13 protein-coding genes are annotated in these 17079 nt (G+C 70.2%); 5 read left to right on the forward strand and 8 right to left on the reverse strand.

From position 1 onward, the window contains the following. Positions 1-48: 48 nt before the first annotated feature. Positions 49-1200 (reverse strand): ROK family transcriptional regulator, encoded by a 1152-nt coding sequence (locus E3O60_RS01510; protein ID WP_134496975.1) that lies wholly within the window; start codon positions 1198-1200, stop codon positions 49-51. Between the two features lie 229 nt (positions 1201-1429). Between E3O60_RS01510 and E3O60_RS01515 the strand changes: the two genes are divergently transcribed. Further along, positions 1430-3139: an alpha-glucosidase gene (locus E3O60_RS01515; protein WP_134497071.1), complete on the forward strand. Its 1710-nt coding sequence runs from the start codon at positions 1430-1432 to the stop codon at positions 3137-3139. 86 nt (positions 3140-3225) lie between these two features. On the opposite strand, the gene E3O60_RS01520 is transcribed toward E3O60_RS01515, so the two are convergent. Beyond that, the gene (locus E3O60_RS01520) at positions 3226-4764 is read right to left on the reverse strand and encodes an amino acid permease (protein WP_088455695.1); all 1539 of its coding nucleotides are present in this window, start codon (positions 4762-4764) and stop codon (positions 3226-3228) included. Between the two features lie 257 nt (positions 4765-5021). Here E3O60_RS01520 and E3O60_RS01525 point away from each other — a divergent pair, with 257 nt between their 5' ends. Next, the gene (locus tag E3O60_RS01525; protein ID WP_088457925.1) at positions 5022-5576 is read left to right on the forward strand and encodes a type 1 glutamine amidotransferase domain-containing protein; all 555 of its coding nucleotides are present in this window, start codon (positions 5022-5024) and stop codon (positions 5574-5576) included. Positions 5577-5592: 16 nt separating this feature from the next. Here E3O60_RS01525 and E3O60_RS01530 read toward each other — a convergent pair whose 3' ends face one another. Beyond that, a complete protein-coding gene (locus E3O60_RS01530) occupies positions 5593-6408 on the reverse strand; it encodes a fructosamine kinase family protein (RefSeq protein ID WP_088455694.1) in 816 nt (271 codons plus the stop codon). A 96-nt stretch (positions 6409-6504) separates the two neighbouring features. Between E3O60_RS01530 and E3O60_RS01535 the strand changes: the two genes are divergently transcribed. After that, a complete protein-coding gene (locus tag E3O60_RS01535) occupies positions 6505-6828 on the forward strand; it encodes a hypothetical protein (protein ID WP_121678474.1) in 324 nt (107 codons plus the stop codon). Further along, positions 6825-7457 (forward strand): hypothetical protein, encoded by a 633-nt coding sequence (locus E3O60_RS01540; RefSeq protein WP_088455692.1) that lies wholly within the window; start codon positions 6825-6827, stop codon positions 7455-7457. Before E3O60_RS01535 ends, E3O60_RS01540 begins: the two co-directional genes overlap by 4 nt. Positions 7458-7564: 107 nt before the next feature. Here the strand turns inward: E3O60_RS01540 and rpsO are convergent, their stop codons facing one another. Next, positions 7565-7834, reverse strand: a complete 270-nt coding sequence (gene rpsO, locus E3O60_RS01545) for a 30S ribosomal protein S15 (RefSeq protein ID WP_088455691.1) — start codon at positions 7832-7834, stop codon at positions 7565-7567. A 285-nt stretch (positions 7835-8119) separates the two neighbouring features. On the opposite strand from rpsO, the gene E3O60_RS01550 reads away from it, so the two are divergent. Further along, positions 8120-13642, forward strand: coding sequence for a DUF4011 domain-containing protein (locus E3O60_RS01550; RefSeq protein WP_134496977.1), 5523 nt, complete (start codon positions 8120-8122; stop codon positions 13640-13642). A gap of 134 nt (positions 13643-13776) precedes the next feature. On the opposite strand, the gene E3O60_RS01555 is transcribed toward E3O60_RS01550, so the two are convergent. The 4 genes from E3O60_RS01555 to E3O60_RS01570 all read right to left on the reverse strand — a co-directional run bounded on the left by E3O60_RS01555 (position 13777) and on the right by E3O60_RS01570 (position 17079). Then, positions 13777-14454 carry a maleylpyruvate isomerase N-terminal domain-containing protein gene (locus E3O60_RS01555; RefSeq protein WP_088455689.1) on the reverse strand — a complete coding sequence of 226 codons (678 nt, stop codon included), beginning with the start codon at positions 14452-14454 and terminating at the stop codon, positions 13777-13779. 47 nt (positions 14455-14501) lie between these two features. Next, positions 14502-15497 carry a dihydroxyacetone kinase subunit DhaK gene (gene dhaK, locus E3O60_RS01560; RefSeq protein ID WP_088455688.1) on the reverse strand — a complete coding sequence of 332 codons (996 nt, stop codon included), beginning with the start codon at positions 15495-15497 and terminating at the stop codon, positions 14502-14504. Positions 15498-15589: 92 nt separating this feature from the next. Next, a complete protein-coding gene (gene dhaL / locus E3O60_RS01565; RefSeq protein ID WP_088455687.1) occupies positions 15590-16279 on the reverse strand; it encodes a dihydroxyacetone kinase subunit DhaL in 690 nt (229 codons plus the stop codon). After that, positions 16276-17079, reverse strand: a complete 804-nt coding sequence (locus E3O60_RS01570; protein WP_088455686.1) for an HAD-IA family hydrolase — start codon at positions 17077-17079, stop codon at positions 16276-16278. Before E3O60_RS01570 ends, dhaL begins: the two co-directional genes overlap by 4 nt.

A 17079-nucleotide genomic window follows, 5' to 3' on the forward strand; every position in this document is an offset into this window, starting at 1 on the left:
GACCCGGCGTCGCGCGTGAAGGAAGGGCTGTCCTGACGGCCCGTCGGGTCAGTCCGCCACGGCGAATCTGGTCAGGGTGTGCTGGATCGCGACGGCCGCCGCTCCCCTGGCCCAGGACGACGTGCCGCTGTCGTCGACGGTGATCTGCAGCGGCGTCGCCTCGGCATCGCGGTCCCCGTGGGCCGCCGCCACGATCTCGTCCGCCACCACCTTCCACAGTCCGATGCCCTCGCCGGAGAGCACGACGGTGTCGACCATCGCGATGTTGGCGATCAGGGCCACCAGGCGGCCGAGGGCGCGTCCGGAGGCCTGGACGACGGACAGTGCGGCGGGCACTCCCGCCGCGGCCAGCGCGAGCGCCTCGTCGTACTCCACCGCCCGGCCCAGGCTGTCGCTCACCTGCGCCCGGATGCTGCCCTGGGTGAGCATGGCGTCCGAGCAGCCCCGGTGTCCGCTGCCGCAGAGCGGCCCGTTCGCATCCAACGGCACGTGTCCGCCGAGGCCGAGGCCGGAGTCCCGGGTGCTGATCACCCGGTCGTCGACCACGAGCCCGTAACCCACGCCGACGCCGATCGTGAGCACGGCGAAGCTGGCGGTGCCCCGGCCCGCACCGAACCACTGTTCGGCGGCGGCCAGCCCCACCACGTCATTCTCGACCAGCACCGGGAGGCCGAGGCCGGCTTCCAGCGCGGAGGCCAGGTCCACGTCACGCCAGGCCAGGAACGGCGCCCGTGCGACGACCCGGGAGCCGATGACCTGGCCGCCGACAGTCACCCCGAGTGCCGTGATCGGCGCACCGTTGGCGAGTTCGAGCACCAGAGAGCGCAGCTGCCGCACCACCCCGGCCACGTCAGTGCCGTCGAGCCGGCGGTGGGCCGAGGAGAGCTCGTTCACGCGCAGGTCGGTGAGCACTCCGAAGGCGCTGTCGCCGGTGAGCTTGACCCCGACGTAGCGGCGACCCTCCAGGCGCACATCCAGCGGCTTGGTGGGGCGGCCGACCCCGCTGATCAGGGTGTCGCTGACCTCCACAAGCAGGCCGCTGTCGAACAACGGCTTGCTCAGCCGGGTGAGACTCGCCGGGGACAGTCCGAGGCGGCGCCCCAGGTCGCTGCGCGAGATCGGGCCGTGCATGAGAACGGCACGCGCGAGGCCCATCGAGGAGTCACCGATCGATGGCGCGGCCCCGGTACTGCCGTACATCGCGGTCGCCCTTTCCTGGCCCCCGAATCGGGTTGGCTCTCATCTTGACATAGCCGCCCCGCCGGCGCACCGACTGGCGCACCACCCCACGGCACCCCCGCAGTGGTGCCGCCCGAACACCGGACGCTACATTGGACGGACGACTTTTTTCTGCAGCTAAACCAATTCGCGTGACACCGGATCGCCCGCGCCCGCGCCGGCCCCGGCCAGGGAGGACCCCGTGACCAATCTGCACAGCCGCACCGCCGGCACCGACCCCGCCGACACCCAGGACGGCCCGCACACCGCGGCGCCGTGGTGGACCACGGCCGTGGTGTACCAGGTCTATCCGCGCAGCTTCGCGGACTCCAACGGCGACGGCGTCGGCGACCTCGGCGGGGTGCGCGGCAAGCTCGGTTACCTCGCCGAGCTCGGCGTGGACGCGATCTGGCTCTCGCCGGTCTACCCGTCCCCACAGCACGACAACGGCTACGACATCCGCGACTACCAGGACATCGACCCGGTGTTCGGCAGTCTGGCCGAATTCGACCTGCTGCTGGCCGAGGCCCACGAGCTCGGCATCAAGATCGTGATGGACCTGGTGGTCAACCACACCAGCGACGAGCATCCGTGGTTCGTCGAATCGCGCTCGTCGATCGACAACCCCAAGCGCGACTGGTACTGGTGGCGCCGGCCCGGCGCGGCCGGCGCCGAGCCGAACGGCTGGGGCAGCGCTTTCAGCGGCCCGGCCTGGACCCTGGATGAGACCACCGGTGAGTACTACCTGCACCTGTTCGCCACGCAGCAGCCCGACCTCAACTGGGAGAACCCCGAGGTGCGCCAGGCGGTCTACTCGATGATGAACTGGTGGCTGGACCGCGGCGTGGACGGGTTCCGGATGGACGTGATCAACTTCATCGCCAAGCAGGTGGAGCTGGTGAGCGGGCCGGCCGCGGCGACCGGGGGTGGTTCGCCGATGGGCGCGCAGATCCACGAGTACCTGCAGGAGATGCACCGGGCGGTGTTCGCCGGCCGCACCGGAGAGCACCTGACCGTGGGCGAGATGCCCGGTGTGAGCATTCAGGATGCCGTGCTGTTCACGGATGCGGCCCGCGCCGAGGTCGACATGATCTTCCAGTTCGAGCATGTCTCGCTCGACCAGGGCACGCACAAGTTCGACCCGCTGCCGCGCAGCCTGGTGCCGCTGAAGCAGAGCCTGGCCCGCTGGCAGGTCGGCCTGGCGGAGACCGGCTGGAACAGCCTCTACCTGAACAACCACGACCAGCCGCGGCTGGTGTCGCGGTTCGGCAACGACACCGAATTCCGGTACGAGTCGGCCACCCTGTGGGCGCTGGTGCTGCACCTGCACCGCGGCACGCCCTACATCTACCAGGGCGAAGAGATCGGCATGACGAACGTGACGTTCGACACCATCGACCACTACCGGGACATTGAGTCACTCAACCACTACCGGGAGGCCGTGGAGCAGTTCGACCAGTCGCCGGCGAGTGTGCTGGCCGGGGTGCACGCCATGGGGCGGGACAACGCGCGCACACCGATGCAGTGGGACGACTCGGCCCACGCCGGGTTCAGCACCGAAACGCCGTGGCTCGCGGCCAACCCGAATTTTCCGCGCATCAACGTGGCGACCGACCGGGCAGCCGCGCGCAGCGTGTTCGCGTTCTACCAGCGGCTGATCCAGCTGCGGCACACCGATCCGGTGGTGGCGCTCGGAGCGTTCGAGCTGATCGAACCCGACCACGAGCAGCTGTACGCGTTCACCCGCATCCTGAACGGCGTGACGTTGCTGGCGCTCGCGAACGTGTCGGATGCGCCGCTGACGGTGCAGGGCGAATGGCTGCCGGATGACATCTCCGGTGCCGAGCTGCTGCTGGGCAACTATCCCGGTGACGGTTCCGCGGCGCTCCGGCCGTGGGAGGCCCGCCTGTATCGGCTCTAGCGGCATCCGCTCGCCTCTAGTGCCGAAGGGGACTTCTGCGTCCGGCGTACCGGACGCAGAAGTCCCCTTGGTGAACAGTTGCGCGGCTACTTGCCCTTGAGCGAGCGCTCCTCGCGTTCGATCTCCTCGCGGCGGGTCGCGTCGACGATGAGCTTGGCGTTGATGCCCACCAGGGAGTGGCGGCGACCGTAGGCGAAGTAGACGACGAAGCCGAGGGCCAGCCAGACCGCGAAACGCGCCCAGGTGAGGGTGGTGAGGTTCAGCATCAGCCAGAAGCAGAGCACTGCCGAGAGGATCGGCAGGAACGGCGACAGCGGCACCTTGAACGAGCGCTTGAGGTCGGGCCGCTTCTTGCGCAGCACCACGACGGCGATGCTCACGAGCACGAACGCCGACAGGGTGCCGATGTTGATCATCTCTTCGAGCACACCCACGTCGGTGAGTCCGGCGATCAGCGCGACCGCCGCGCCGGTGATGATCTGGATGCGCACCGGCGTGCGGCGCTTTTCCGAGGTGACGCTGAGCCAACGCGGCAGCAGGCCGTCGCGGCTCATGGCGAACAGCACCCGCGAGAGCCCGAGCAGCAGCACCATGATCACCGTGGTGAGGCCGGCCAGGATGCCGATGGAGATGACCTGGGCGGCCCAGCCGGCGCCCACGGCGATGAAGGCGGTGGCCAGCGACGCGTTGGGGTCATCGGCGAGCACGGTGTACGGCACCATGCCGGTGAGTACGAGGCTGACACCGACATAGAGCACGGTGACGATGGCCAGGCCGGCGAAGATGCCGCGCGGCAGGGTCTTCTGCGGGTTCTTGACCTCTTCGGCGCTGGTGGCAACCACGTCAAAGCCGATGAAGGCGAAGAACACCAGGGAGGCGCCGGCGAGCAGGCCGAAGATGCCGTACTGCGCCGGGGCGGCGCCGGTCATGAACGAGAACAGCGACTGGGTCCAGACGTCGCTGCCGACGCCATCCGTGGTGGGCACCGACTCGGGGATGAACGGCGAGTAGTTGGCCGGGTTGATGAAGAACGCGCCGACGACGATGACGAAGAGCACGATCGCCACCTTGATGATGGTGAACACGCTGGCGACGCGGGCGGAGAGCTGGGTGCCCAGCACCAACAGCGTGGTGAAGACGGCAACGATCACGAACGCGCCCCAGCTCACGTCGAGCCCGATCACGTTGATGGTGGCGGGGATGTCCCAGTTCCAGAGGGCGAAGACGTTACTGAGGTAGATGCCCCAGTACTTGGCGATCACTGCCGCGGCGGTGAGCATCTCCAGGATCAGGTCCCAGCCGATGATCCAGGCCAACAACTCGCCCAGGGTGGCGTAGGTGAAGGTGTACGCGGATCCGGCCACGGGCACGGCGGAGGCGAACTCGGCGTAACACATGATCGCGAGGGCGCAGGTGACGGCGGCGAGCACGAAGGCGAGCGTCACGGATGGTCCGGCGTAGCTGCCGGCGGCCTTGGCACCGACCGAGAAGATACCGGCGCCGACGGCGACCGCGACTCCCATGATCATCAGGTCCCAGGTGCCGAGGGTGCGTTTAAGGCTGTGCCCCTTTTCCAGGGAATCCTCGATCGATGACTCGATGCTCTTCGTGCGCCAGAGACTCATGGGGGTGTCCATTCCGTGTAAAGCTCAAGTTTAGGGCGACACGTCCACCAGTGGCAGACCAAAAGTCCCAACCCGGCGCTGCAGAGCCCTGCCGGCCGGGCCGGGCCCGGCAAGCGATACCGATTCGGGTGCCGGTGCAACCTCAATGTTTCGTGAGTTTCCCTGCAGGCGCGCCGGCTCGTGGCTACCGTGGAATGGTCGTCCGGTTCACCCGGCCGGCGAACACGATCGTGAACACCGATGACAGGGAGAGAACCATGACGACCACCGAGCTTTCCGGCAAGCGCATCGCTTTTCTACTCACCGATGGCTACGAAGACAGCGAACTGTCCAGCCCCTGGCAGGCCGTGACGGATGCCGGGGCCACCGCCGTGCTGGTTTCCCCCGCCACCGAAAGCGTCACGGGCAAGAAGGGCCACTCGCAGTACGTCGACCTGGCCGTCGCCGAGGCAACAGCCGACGACTTCGACGCTCTCGTGCTGCCCGGCGGCGTCGTCAATGCCGATCACCTGCGCATGGACGAGGACGCGGTCTCCTTCACCCGGGACTTCTTCGCCGCGCACAAGCCGGTGTCGGCTATCTGCCACGCCGCCTGGATCCTGATCGAGGCCGGCGTGGTGGAGGGGCGCACGCTCACCTCGTATCCGAGCCTGAAGACCGACCTGCAGAACGCCGGCGCCACCTGGGTCGATGAGGAAGTCGTGGTGGACCAGGGCCTGGTCTCCAGCCGCACCCCCGCCGACCTGCCGGCGTTCAATGCCAAGGTGATCGAAGAGGCGCGCGAAGGCACCCACGCGGGGCAGACGCTGTAGCCCTCACCCCGGCCGGTCACTCCGCGGGCGGGCGGGTGGCGGGTAGCTCGAGCACGGCTTCGGCGGCCTGCTCGAGTGCCCGGCCGTACGCCGCGCCGTGTCCGGCCGCGTGCACGGCCAGCGGATGCAGCTGGTGCAGAGGCGTACGCGCCCGCCAGCCCGGCACCAGCCGCGATGCCGACTCGTAGCCCGCGGTGATCTCCTCGAGGTATGGGCAGCCGAACAGGGCGAGCATCGCCAGGTCGGTTTCGCGGTGGCCGCCGTGCGCGGCCGGGTCGATCAGCACGACCCCGTCGGCGGACCACAACACGTTGCCGGTCCACAGGTCGCCGTGTATCCGGGCCGGCGGGGCGCCGTCATCGAAGTCGCCGGCCTCGATGCGCGCGCAGGCCGCGTGCACGGCCTCGGCCTGCCGGGCCGTGATCCCGCCCACGTCGACGGCGATATCCAGGTACGGCAGCACCCGGTAGCGGGCGTAGAACACTCCCCAGTCGCTCTCGTAAGCGCTGGGGAGGCTCCGATTACCGATGAACAACGGGCCGCTCCAGTTGTCGGGTGGGGCACCGAACGCCGCGGCGCCGGCCGAGTGGGTCACCGACAGCTCCGCGCCGAACGCTCGCGCGGCCGACCGGCTGGGTGGCACCTCGTCGATGGTCTCCAGCACGATGTGCCCGGGCTCGAGGTCGAGCACCTGGGCGGTGCGCACTCCGCCGGGTATCGCCAGCCAAGCCAGGCCGGCGGCCTCGGCCTCGAAGAAGCCGGAGGGGGCACCGTGGTGCCGCTTGTCGAAGCCCCGCGGGTCGCCGCCGGGTGAGCTGACGAAGTCATTCATCCCTCCACTCTTACCGCTTGCCCCGTCCGGCGCTACGGGAGACCGGTGCGTCAAGGAATGCTTGACAGAACTTCGCTGTCAATGCATCCTTGACACATGAACACAAAGAGTTCCCTTTCCCGCCCGCGCTGGTATGCCGCGGCCGTGGTCGGCGGAGTGGTGGTGATCGCCGCACTCTCCACCGCGGCCGTCCTCGTCGACCACGACCCGGCCGACTCCGTCTTGGGCTTCCTCACCGGAATGCTCAGCGTTCTGCTGGTCACCGTCATCCTGTGGACCGAGATCGGCCGCCAGAGGGTGGCCAGGCTGCGCGACACCGTGGCACTCGACAACCTGGAACCGCTGCGCGACGCGACCGACGCCGACAGCGCGGGACAGCGGCTTGCCCAACGTCGTGACCAGCGGACGGACGAGCGATGACGGCGCCGACACCCGAACATTCACCGACGTCGCTGACGGCCGCAGAGGCCGCCGCGGTGCGCGACGCGGTCGCCGAAGCGGTGCTCGGCAGCCCGACCGGTCTCCGCGCCGACCTCGAGAGCGACCCGGATGCGTACCTCCGTCTGGTCGGTGCCAGCCGCACCGCCGCGGAGGAAACCAGCCGATTGCTGCGGGACTCGATCAACGGCGCGCGGGCCGCCGGGCACAGCTGGGACGCCCTGGGCCGGGTGCTCGGGGTAAGCCGGCAGGCCGCCCAGCAGCGATTCTCCTCGGCGAGCCAAACAGGCTCCGCCGGCCCGGCCGCGGCCGCACACGACGGCGAGCCCGGGCATCCGCGCCGCAAGGTGCTCAGCCCGGTCACCGCGTTCGACGAGATGGCCATACTGGCGATCGAGGGCCGCCGCGGCTGGCACGTCGTGGATTACGGCACGCTGTACCACGTGCTGGAGGCCTCGGACCGGCAGTGGGAGCACCGCCGGCTGCTGTGGACACCGGGAAACGCGGCTCGACGACACCTCGAGGCCGAGGGCTGGCGTCTGGTGGGCGAGACGACGTTCCCGTGGGGTTATTACACCCGGGCACTGGACTCAGCGGCCGAGCCGGCCTGACAGCGGCGGCCTGACGGCATCCGGGTTACACAAAACGGGCCGCCACCTCAAGGGTGACGGCCCGTTTCGAAGAAGATCGCGTTATCAGCGAACCATTCGGCTACTACCTAGCGGCGCAGGCCGAGACGCTCGATGAGCGAGCGGTAGCGGCTGATGTCCACGTCGGACAGGTAGCCGAGCAGACGGCGACGCTGACCAACCAGGAGGAGCAGGCCACGACGCGAGTGGTGGTCGTGCTTGTGCTCTTTGAGGTGTTCCGTGAGGTCAAGAATGCGCTGCGTGAGCATTGCAATCTGGACTTCGGGGGAACCCGTGTCGCCCGGGTGGGTAGCGTACTTTTCGATGATCGCCTTCTTAGCATTAGCTTCGAGTGCCATAGATGGGATCCCCTTTCTCTCACTGCGCGGTGCTCGGGGCAGAATGCCTGAGCTCTCTTTATCCGCGGCCGTTGAACGGCAACCTCAAGATCTTAGCAGAGTTCGGCCAACCCGTTCGGATCGGGGTTCCCCTCCCCGGTGGGAGCGCGGGCGTGACACCGGACACACCGGTTCGTTCGGGCACGGGGTGCACCACGTCGGGCTCACACTCGCCGATGATTGAATGGTCCCCCGCACGGGGGCCGAGTAACACCAGCACCAACCCGCACGACACGAGGAGCACCCATGGAATCGACCGGCCCGGACTCGACCACCCTGGACTCAGCTGCACCAGACTCGGCCGCACTGGACTCGACCGCACTGAATACGGGCCGCACGGCCACGAACGGCGACATCACCCTCTCGCTCACCGCGACGCCGGTGCTCAGCTATGCCCTGGCGCACAATCGCATCAACGTGGTCGGCCGGGTGGGCGTCGACAACCGTGGGTCCGCCGTGCGGGAGGCCGTGCTGCGGCTCGAGGTGCTCAGCGCCGGCGACACCCTCGGTACCGCCCGTGATCTGCTCGTGGACCTCGCCGCTGAGCGCACCTTGACCTTTACGGATGTCTCCCTGACCGTCGACCCCACCGCGATGCTGCTCATCGAGGAGCAGCGCCCGGCCGAGATCCGGGCCAGCCTGCTCGTGGCCGGCGTCGTCGTCGCCGAGGCGGGCGAGCCCATCCAGCTGCTCGCCGCCCAGCAGTGGATCGCCCGGCCGGTGGACCTGGCGCTGGAGATGCTCTCGGCGCACGTGCTGCCCAACCACCCCGAGATCGCCACCCTGCTCGCCGAGGCCGCTGCCGCGCTCGAGGCCCGCACCGGGTCGGCGGCCATGCCCGGCTACCAGTCGGGCCCGGACAGGGTCGACCAGGTGGTCGAGGCGGTGTTCGTGGCCATGCGGGCCCGCACCATCCGCTACGCCACCCCGCCGGCCAGCTGGTCCGACGACGGCCAGAAGGTGCGCACGCCCGGCGAGGTGCTGGGCACCACGACCGGCGAGGGCACGTCGGGTGGCGTCGGCACCTGCCTCGACACCGTCGTGGTGATGGCCGCCGCCCTCGAGCAGGCCGGGTTGCATCCGCTGCTCTGGGTGGTCGCCGGGCACGCATTCCTCGGCTACTGGCGCGAAGAGGAGACCCTCGGCGCGCCCGCGCTCACCGACGTGGCCGAGGTGATCAACCTCATCGATCTCGACCTGATCCGGCTCGTGGAGACCACCCAGGTCACCGACCGTGACACCGGCACTCCGGTCACCTTCGCCCAGGCCCAGCGCTCGCCGTATCTGGACTGGCTCGCGGACCTGGCCACCGTGATCGGAGTGGTCGACGTGGTGCAGTCGCGGCGCACCCACATCCTGCCGCTGCCGGCACGCACCGTGACCGCCGACGGCACCGTGGTCGTCACCGAATACCGGCCGGCAGGGGTCTCGCCCGGCGGGCCCGTCGTCGTCAACGAAACGGATGCGGCCGCGAAAGATGCGGCCGACGCGGCCACCGCAGGCACCCCGTCCGGCCGCTCCTCGAGCACGCCGCCCCGTATCTCGCAGTGGAAGAACGCCCTGCTCGACCTGAGCTTGCGCAACCGACTGATCAACTTCACCGAACGCGGCGCCCTGGCCCTGACGGTGCCCGACCAGCACCTGGCCGGAGTCGAAGACCTCGTCACCGATGGTGCCGGGCTGACCCTGCTGCCCGCCGACCGGATGACGACGACCGACCGGGAGCGCGGCATCCGATTCGGCCGGGATCTGCCCGCCGACCAGCTCGCGGCCCTGCTCGCCGACAAGAAGGCCGTGTACGCCGACGTCACCGACGCCGCCTACGCCACCAAGCTGCGGGCGCTGGCCTACAAGGCCCGCACCGTGGTGCAGGAGACCGGCGCCAACAATCTCTACCTGGCCTTCGGCTCGCTGGTCTGGACCGCGAACGACCGGGAGCTCCGCAGCCCCCTGGTGCTCGTTCCGGTGGTGCTCGAACCGGCCGGCCGCGGCGGCGACTACCGGGTGCGGCTCGACGAGGCCGGGGCGTCCACGCCCAACTACTGCCTGCTCGAGAAGCTTCGGCAGCTGCACGGCCTCACGATCGACGGCCTGGCGACCCCGGCCGCCGACGCGACCGGAATCGACCTGGCCGCCGCGTTCCGCGCCACCCGCGAGGCGCTGCTGGCGGCCGGTTTGCCCTACCGGGTCGAGGAGACCCTCGACCTGTCGATCCTGCAGTTCGCCAAGTTCCGCCTCTGGAAGGACCTCGACGAGAACTGGCAGACCCTGGCCGAGAACTCCCTGGTGAGCCACCTCGTGCATACCCCCACCCAGCCGTTCGTCGACCCGGTGGCCCTGCCTGCGCCCGCCGACCTCGATGCTCTCGGCGCCGAGTGCCCGGTGCCCGGCGACTCGTCGCAGCTGGCCGCCGTGGCCGAGGCCATCGCCGAGCGCACCTTCGTGCTCGAGGGCCCACCCGGCACCGGCAAGTCGCAGACCATCACCAACCTCCTCACCCGCGCGGTCTATGAGGGAAAGAAGGTGCTGTTCGTCGCGGAAAAACGCGCGGCCCTGCAGGTGGTGCAGGCCCGGCTGAACGAGGTGGGCATGGGCCCGTTCGCGCTCGACCTGCACGACAAGGCCAGCAAGCCCGCCACGGTGCGAGCCCAAATCCGGCAGGCTCTCGAACACGAGGTGACGGTGGACGGCCAGGGGCTGAAGAACGACCTCGACGTGCTCGGCACCGCCCGGCGCAGCCTGGCCAGGTACACCGATAGGTTGCACGAACAGAACGGCGCCGGCCTGTCCTTCTACTCCGCCCGCACCGCACAGCTCACCGCCGACGTCGACGTGCGGGCCCTGCCCGTGCCGGCCGACCTGCCCGCGCGCATCACGGCCGACGAGCTCGACGAGCTGCGGCGGATGCTGCGGGATCTGCCCGATGTGACCGATCCGGCCCGGCCGCGGCCGCAGCATCCGTGGGCGTTCATCACCACGCCGCCCGCCGGCCCCCTCGACCTGGCGACCGTTGCCCGCGCCGCGCTGGAGCTCGACGAAGCCCTGGCCGCGCTCCCCCGCGCCGACGAGACGGCCGGCTCTGGCGCCGCGGCGAGCGTCGTGGCCGCCGCGGCGAGCCCTACCGAATACGTCACGTTGAGCAGTCTCGCCGCCGCCGATCGGGTGCCGCTGGTCACCCTGGACGGCACCCGCTCCCCGGATTGGGCCACGGCCGCGGCCGACGCCGAACAGGCCACCGGCACCTTTGTGCAGGCCGAACACCCGGCACTGACCGTGCTCGAACCCGGCGCACTGCGGCTGGACGCCGCGGCCCTGCACCGGGACGCGCAGGCGGCGGATGCCTCGAGCTTCTTCGGCCGTCGCGGCCGACGGAAGGCCGTGCTCGCGCGGCTGGCCGCGGAGATGCGGCCAGGGGCGAAGCTGCCCCTCGGCTCCCTCACCACCGTCACCGGCCAGCTCGCCGACAGCCAGGCCCGGCTGCACGCCCTGCGCGGCCTGGTGCGGGCCGTGGATGGCGTGAGCATCGCGGATGATTGGAACCCCCTGGTCGGCTCCGCGCCGGTTGCTCCGGCGCAGACCGGGCAGACCGGGCAGACTACGCAGACCGGCCCGACCGGCCGCGACGAGCTCGCCGCCCGCCTGGCCTGGCTGCGCTGGGCCGGTGGTGTCGTCGCATCCGAGCACCGCGACCTCAGCGTTGACTTCGTGGCCGCCCTGCGCGGTTATCTCGACGCCAGCACCGAACCGGATGCCGCACTCGCCACCGCACTGAACCGTGCGCTTCTCGCCCTGCAGGCCGTGATGACGGCCACCGGCGCCGGACCGGCCGCCATGGCCGGCTGGGCCGCGGACGGCGGCCTCGTCGCCGTCTGGTCCCGCGGCCGCGAGGAACGGGACGCCCAGGCACCGGGACTGCCCACCCTCACCCGGTGGATCGCCCTGCTCGAGCACCTCGAACCGCTGGCCCGGCTCGGGCTCACGGCCGCGCACACCGCTGTGCTCCGCGGCGAGGTCGACGCCGACGACGCCGGTCTGGCGTTCGAGAAGGGGCTCGCCACGGCATCCGTCGCCGAACGCGGCTCGGCCACCACCCTGGACCAGTTCGACGCCGCCGCCCAGAACCGTTCGATCACCCGCTTCACCACGTCATCCGGTGCGGTGCGCCGGCACCTGCCCACCTTCATCCCGTACAGCGTCTTGCGGCGGCGCACCATCGGCCCGACCCCGGACGCCGCCGGCGACTCCGGGAACCCGGGCACCGAGACGGCGGCCCGGCTCGGCCTGCTCAAACGGCAGCTGGACCGGCAGCGCGGCGGCATGGGAGTGCGCGAGCTCATGCACGAGTTCGGCGACCTGATCACCGACATCCTGCCGTGCATGCTGATGAGCCCGGAGTCGGTGGCCAGGTTCTTCCCCGCCCAGGCCGGCCTGTTCGACATCGTGGTCTTCGACGAGGCCTCCCAGGTGCGGGTGTCCGACGCCGTCGGAGCCATGGGGAGGGCCCGGTCGGTGGTCGTCGTGGGTGACAGCAAGCAGATGCCGCCCACCTCGTTCGCGGAGTCGACCATCGGCTCCGGCGAGGAGGACGGCGACACCCTCGAGTTCGTGCGCGACGAGGAGTCGATCCTGTCGGAGTGCGTGCAGGCGCAGGTACCCAGCAAGTGGCTGTCCTGGCACTATCGCAGCCAGGACGAGTCGCTGATCGCCTTCAGCAACCGCGCGTACTACCGTGACCGGTTGTCCTCGTTCCCGGCTCCGCACCACGGTGCGGGCACGGATGCCGGCTCCGGCTCCGGCTCCGGCTCCGGCTCCGGCTCCGGCTCCGGCTCCGGCTCCGCGGGCTACGGTGTGAGCCTCCGCCGGGTCGACGGTCAGTTCCTCCGCAGCGGTAAGGGCAAGTCGCTGCGCACCAACCCGGTCGAGGCCCAGGCCATCGTCGCCGAGATCCTGGCCAGGTTCGCCGCCGAGCCCGAAGAGACCCCGTCCATCGGCGTGATCACCTTCAACGTGCAGCAGCGGGCCCTCATCGAGGGCAGCCTCCGCGACAGCGGCGATGAGCGCATCGTGCACGCCCTCGACACCGACACCGACGGCCTGTTCGTCAAGAACCTGGAGAACGTGCAGGGTGACGAGCGCGACACCATCCTGTTCTCCACGGCGTTCAGCGCGGATGCCTCGGGCCGGCTGCCGCTGAACTTCGGCCCGCTCAACCTGCCCGGCGGCGAACGGCGCCTGAACGTGGCGATCACCCGGGCCCGGCGCCAGGTGATCGTGTTCAGCAGCTTCGCGCCCGCCGACCTGCGCGCCGAAGAGACCATCTCGGCCGGGGTGAAAGACCTGCGGGCCTACCTGGACCTGGCCGCCGGCGGCGCCGACGGGCTCGCCACCCCGCTGCGCCAGTCCGGGGCGTTGGACCGGCACCGGGAGGAGATCGCCGAGGCCCTGCGCGAGCGCGGCTTCGCGGTGCAGGCGGACGTGGGGCTGTCCGACTTCCGGGTGGACCTCAGTGTGGCCACGACCGGGGCGCCCGGGCATCCGGTGATGGCCGTGCTGCTCGACGGCCCCACCTGGGCCGCCCGCCGCACGGTCTCGGACCGGGACGGCCTGCCCGTCGAGGTGCTCTCCAGGCTGATGGGCTGGCCGGCCGTGGAGCGGGTGTGGTTGCCCGAGTGGCTGGGCGACCGCGACGCGGTGCTGGATCGTCTCGCCGAGAAACTCGACGCTCTCGACGCCGCCCGCCAGGCGCACGAGGCCGCCGCCCTGGCGTAGCCGAGCCCTGACCTCCCCCGCGGCACGTCTAAGCTCTCGCGGCACGTCTTTGTGCCGCCGGCACCCGTTCTAACGCGGGCCGCCGAGCACAACACGGGCCGCGGGGAGCAACACGGGCCGTGATAATAGTGCGCTCAGAGCACGGAGAACCCGGCGGGCAGCGGGGCACGGCCGGTGGCGGCGCGCAACAGGGGTGCGGACAGGCCCTTGTGGGCGGCCAGGTCGGCGAGCACGTGCAGGGTCGCGGCGGCGGCGGGCTCGGGCACGGTCTGGTCGGCGGCGGGTACTCCCTGGCTCTGCAGCAGGTCGCTCGTGTGCACGGTGAGTTCCAGGGTGCGCGACGGCAGGTACTCGGCGATGCGGATGCGCCCGGCCGGCGTATCCGCCGGCTCGGAGCCGTCGAGGGTGGCCACCCGGGCCAGCACCCTGGCGGCGAGCTCCGCGACCGCGACCGCGGGCTGGGCGCCGAGGGTGGCGGCGGTCTCCCGACCGCGTTGCGCGATCAGCTCGGGTGTTCCCGCGGCGAGCGCGCGCTCGAAGTAGGCCGCCGGCGTGGTCACCTCGATCGGGGCGGCCACGCCGACGGCATCCTCCTCTGCCGCGAGGTCGAGGTAGGCCTCAATGGTGGACAGGGCCCGGCTGGTGTGCCCGACGAGGTCGCGCACACTCCACTCGCCCAGGCCCAACTGCCCCCAGACCTCGTCATCCCCGGCGGCGCGCTCGGCGATCCCTGCGGTGACCGCCACGAACCACCTCGCGGCCGAATCGAAAGCGAAAACCGCGTCTGACCAGTCCCTGGGAGTCTCACTCATGCCCACAGAGTAGCCGCACCGTGCCCGCTCGTGCAGAACGCGCCGGGCTAGAACACTCGCGCCGCGATCTCGGCCGGCGCCGCCAGCAGCGCCTCGATCTCGTCGTCGAGCCGCACCAGGGTCAGTGACGCCCCAGCCATGTCGAGGGAGGTGCAGTATTCACCCACGTAGCTGCGTCCCACCGTGATGCCCAGCTCGGTGAGCCGCTCGTGCGCCCGCCCGAACAGGATGTAGAGCTCGCTGATCGGGGTTCCACCGAGCCCGTTGATCATCAGGGCCACCCTGTCGCCGGCCACATAGGGCAGGTCCTTCACGACGGCATCCAGCATCTCGTCGGTCATCTCGTTGGCCGTGGTGAGCTTGGCCCGCCGCCGGCCGGGTTCACCGTGAATGCCCACACCCACCTCGATCTCATCGTCGCCGAGCTCGAACAGCGGGGATCCCTTCGCCGGCGGGGTGCAGGAGGTGAGGGCGATCCCCATGGTGCGGGTGACGCTGTCGACCTTCTCCCCGATCCGGACCAGCTCGTCCAGGTCCGCGCCCTGCTCGGCGGCGGCGCCGACGGCCTTCATCACGAAGAAGTTGCCCGCCACCCCGCGCCGGCCCACGGTGTAGGTGGAGTCCTGCACGGCGACGTCATCGTCGATGAACAGGGTCTTCACGTTGACACCGTCGGCGGCGCTGAGCTCCTGCGCCATTTCGAAGGCCATCCGGTCGCCCGTGTAGTTGTTCACCAGCAACAGCACACCCTTGGGCGAGGCCAGCAGCTTGGTGGTCTCGTACACGTAGTCCATCGGCGGCGCCGAGAACACGTCGCCGGGGCAGGCCGCGTCGAGCATGCCCTTGCCGACCGTCATCACGTGCGCCGGTTCGTGCCCGGAGCCCGAGCCCTGGATGATCGACACCCTGTCGGGGTTCGGGCTGTCGGCTCGCATGATCAGGTTGTACGCGGGCACATACTTCAGTGTGTCGGGGTTGGCCAGCGCGATGCCCTTGAGCATCTCCGGAACGTACTGCTTCGGATCATTGACGAATTTCTTCATGGCTCCCTCTCTGGGCGGTGCTCGGTCGGTCGTGTGCTCGGTCGGTGCGTGTGCCTTGCGGATACGAGCGCTGTGCGTGTGCGGTGCGACGCTCAGTCGGTGTGACTGGATGGCCGTTCCGCGTCGTTCGGGGTGCCGGCGGATGAACCCACCCGGGCATCCCACTCGGCGCTCAGCCGCTCGAGGATCACGGCCACCGCCACCGCGCCGGGGTCCGGCGAGCCGATGCTCCGCTCCCCCGTGTAGCTGGCCCGGCCCCGACGGGCCTGCATCATGGCGGTCTGGTCGGAGGCTTGCCGGGCGACCGCGGCCATGCGGTGCAGGGTGGCGGGCGCGTCGGTGCCGGCCGTGACCTCCTCCTCGAGGGCATCCGTCATCGGCACGAGAGCGTCGAGCAGGGTCTTGTCGCCCACGTCGGAATTGCCGCGCGACTTGATGCCGGCGATTGCGCTGCGCAGCATCGCGACGGCGTCGCCGCCGCGCACCTCGTCCCTGCCCTTGACCGCGAGGGACGCCCGCAGGAACGCGGTGCCCCAGAGCGGCCCGGAGGTCCCGCCGATCCGCCCGGAGATGACCATGCCCACCTTCTGCAGGAACGCACTCGGGCTGCTGCGGTCGTACTCGTCCCAGTCGGCGAGGACGATTTCGAAGCCCCTGGCGAGCGAATAGCCGAAGTCACCGTCGCCGACGACGGCGTCGAGGTCGCCGAACTCCTTCTCGTTGTCGACCGCCGTCTGGGCGATGCTGTGCACGACGAATTCGGTGTCGGCCAGGCTGGTCATGGGGTCTCGCTTCCTGTTCTTGAGGTGCCGGGCAGGGTGAGGATCGTGACGAGGTCCGCCAGCCGCAGATACGGGCCGGGGTGGATGCCGGCCGGGTCGGCCAGGATCTCGGCGGCGGGCCCGGCGGGGTCACCGAGGGACGAGACCACGAGGGCGGCGCCGTCGAAGTCCTCGTCGGCCGTGTAGCTGCTCACGGTCACAACGGTCGCAAGCCCGGCGGCGAGCGCGGCCCGCAGCCCGTTCTCGCTGTCCTCGATCACCAGCGCTTCGCTCGGGTCGACGCCCAGCGCACGCAGGGCATACAGGTAGATATCGGGCGCGGGCTTTTTTGCCGGAACGATGTCGCCCGCGAAGACGTGGAACCCCGCAGCGAGGTCGGGCCCCACCGCGTGGGTGAGCACCGCCCGCACCGACGCCTCGGCCGAGGTCGAGGCCACGGCGAGGGTCCAGCCCGCCGCGGCGGCTTCCTCGGTGAGGCGACGGATGCCGGGCCGGGCCGGCAGCACCCCCGCGGCCACGCGTTCGGTGTAGATCGCGGTCTTGCGATGGTGCCAGGCCAGGATGGTCTCGTCCCAGGCCGCCGGGTCCTCTGGCAGACCCAGCTGCCGGGCGACGTCCGGGGTGAGGATGCTCCGCATCCGTTCCTTTCCCCCGCCGATCCTCACCTTCTCGGCGTAGTCGGCGTCACTCCAGTGCACGGGCACCCCGAACTCGTCGAAGGTCTGGTTGAACGCCGGCAGGTGGCCGTCCCGTTCGGTGTCGGCGAGCACCCCGTCGCAGTCGAAGATCAGTGCCGGCAT

The sequence above is a fragment of the Cryobacterium sp. TMB1-7 genome, assembly GCF_004402435.1.
GTDB lineage: Bacteria > Actinomycetota > Actinomycetes > Actinomycetales > Microbacteriaceae > Cryobacterium > Cryobacterium zongtaii.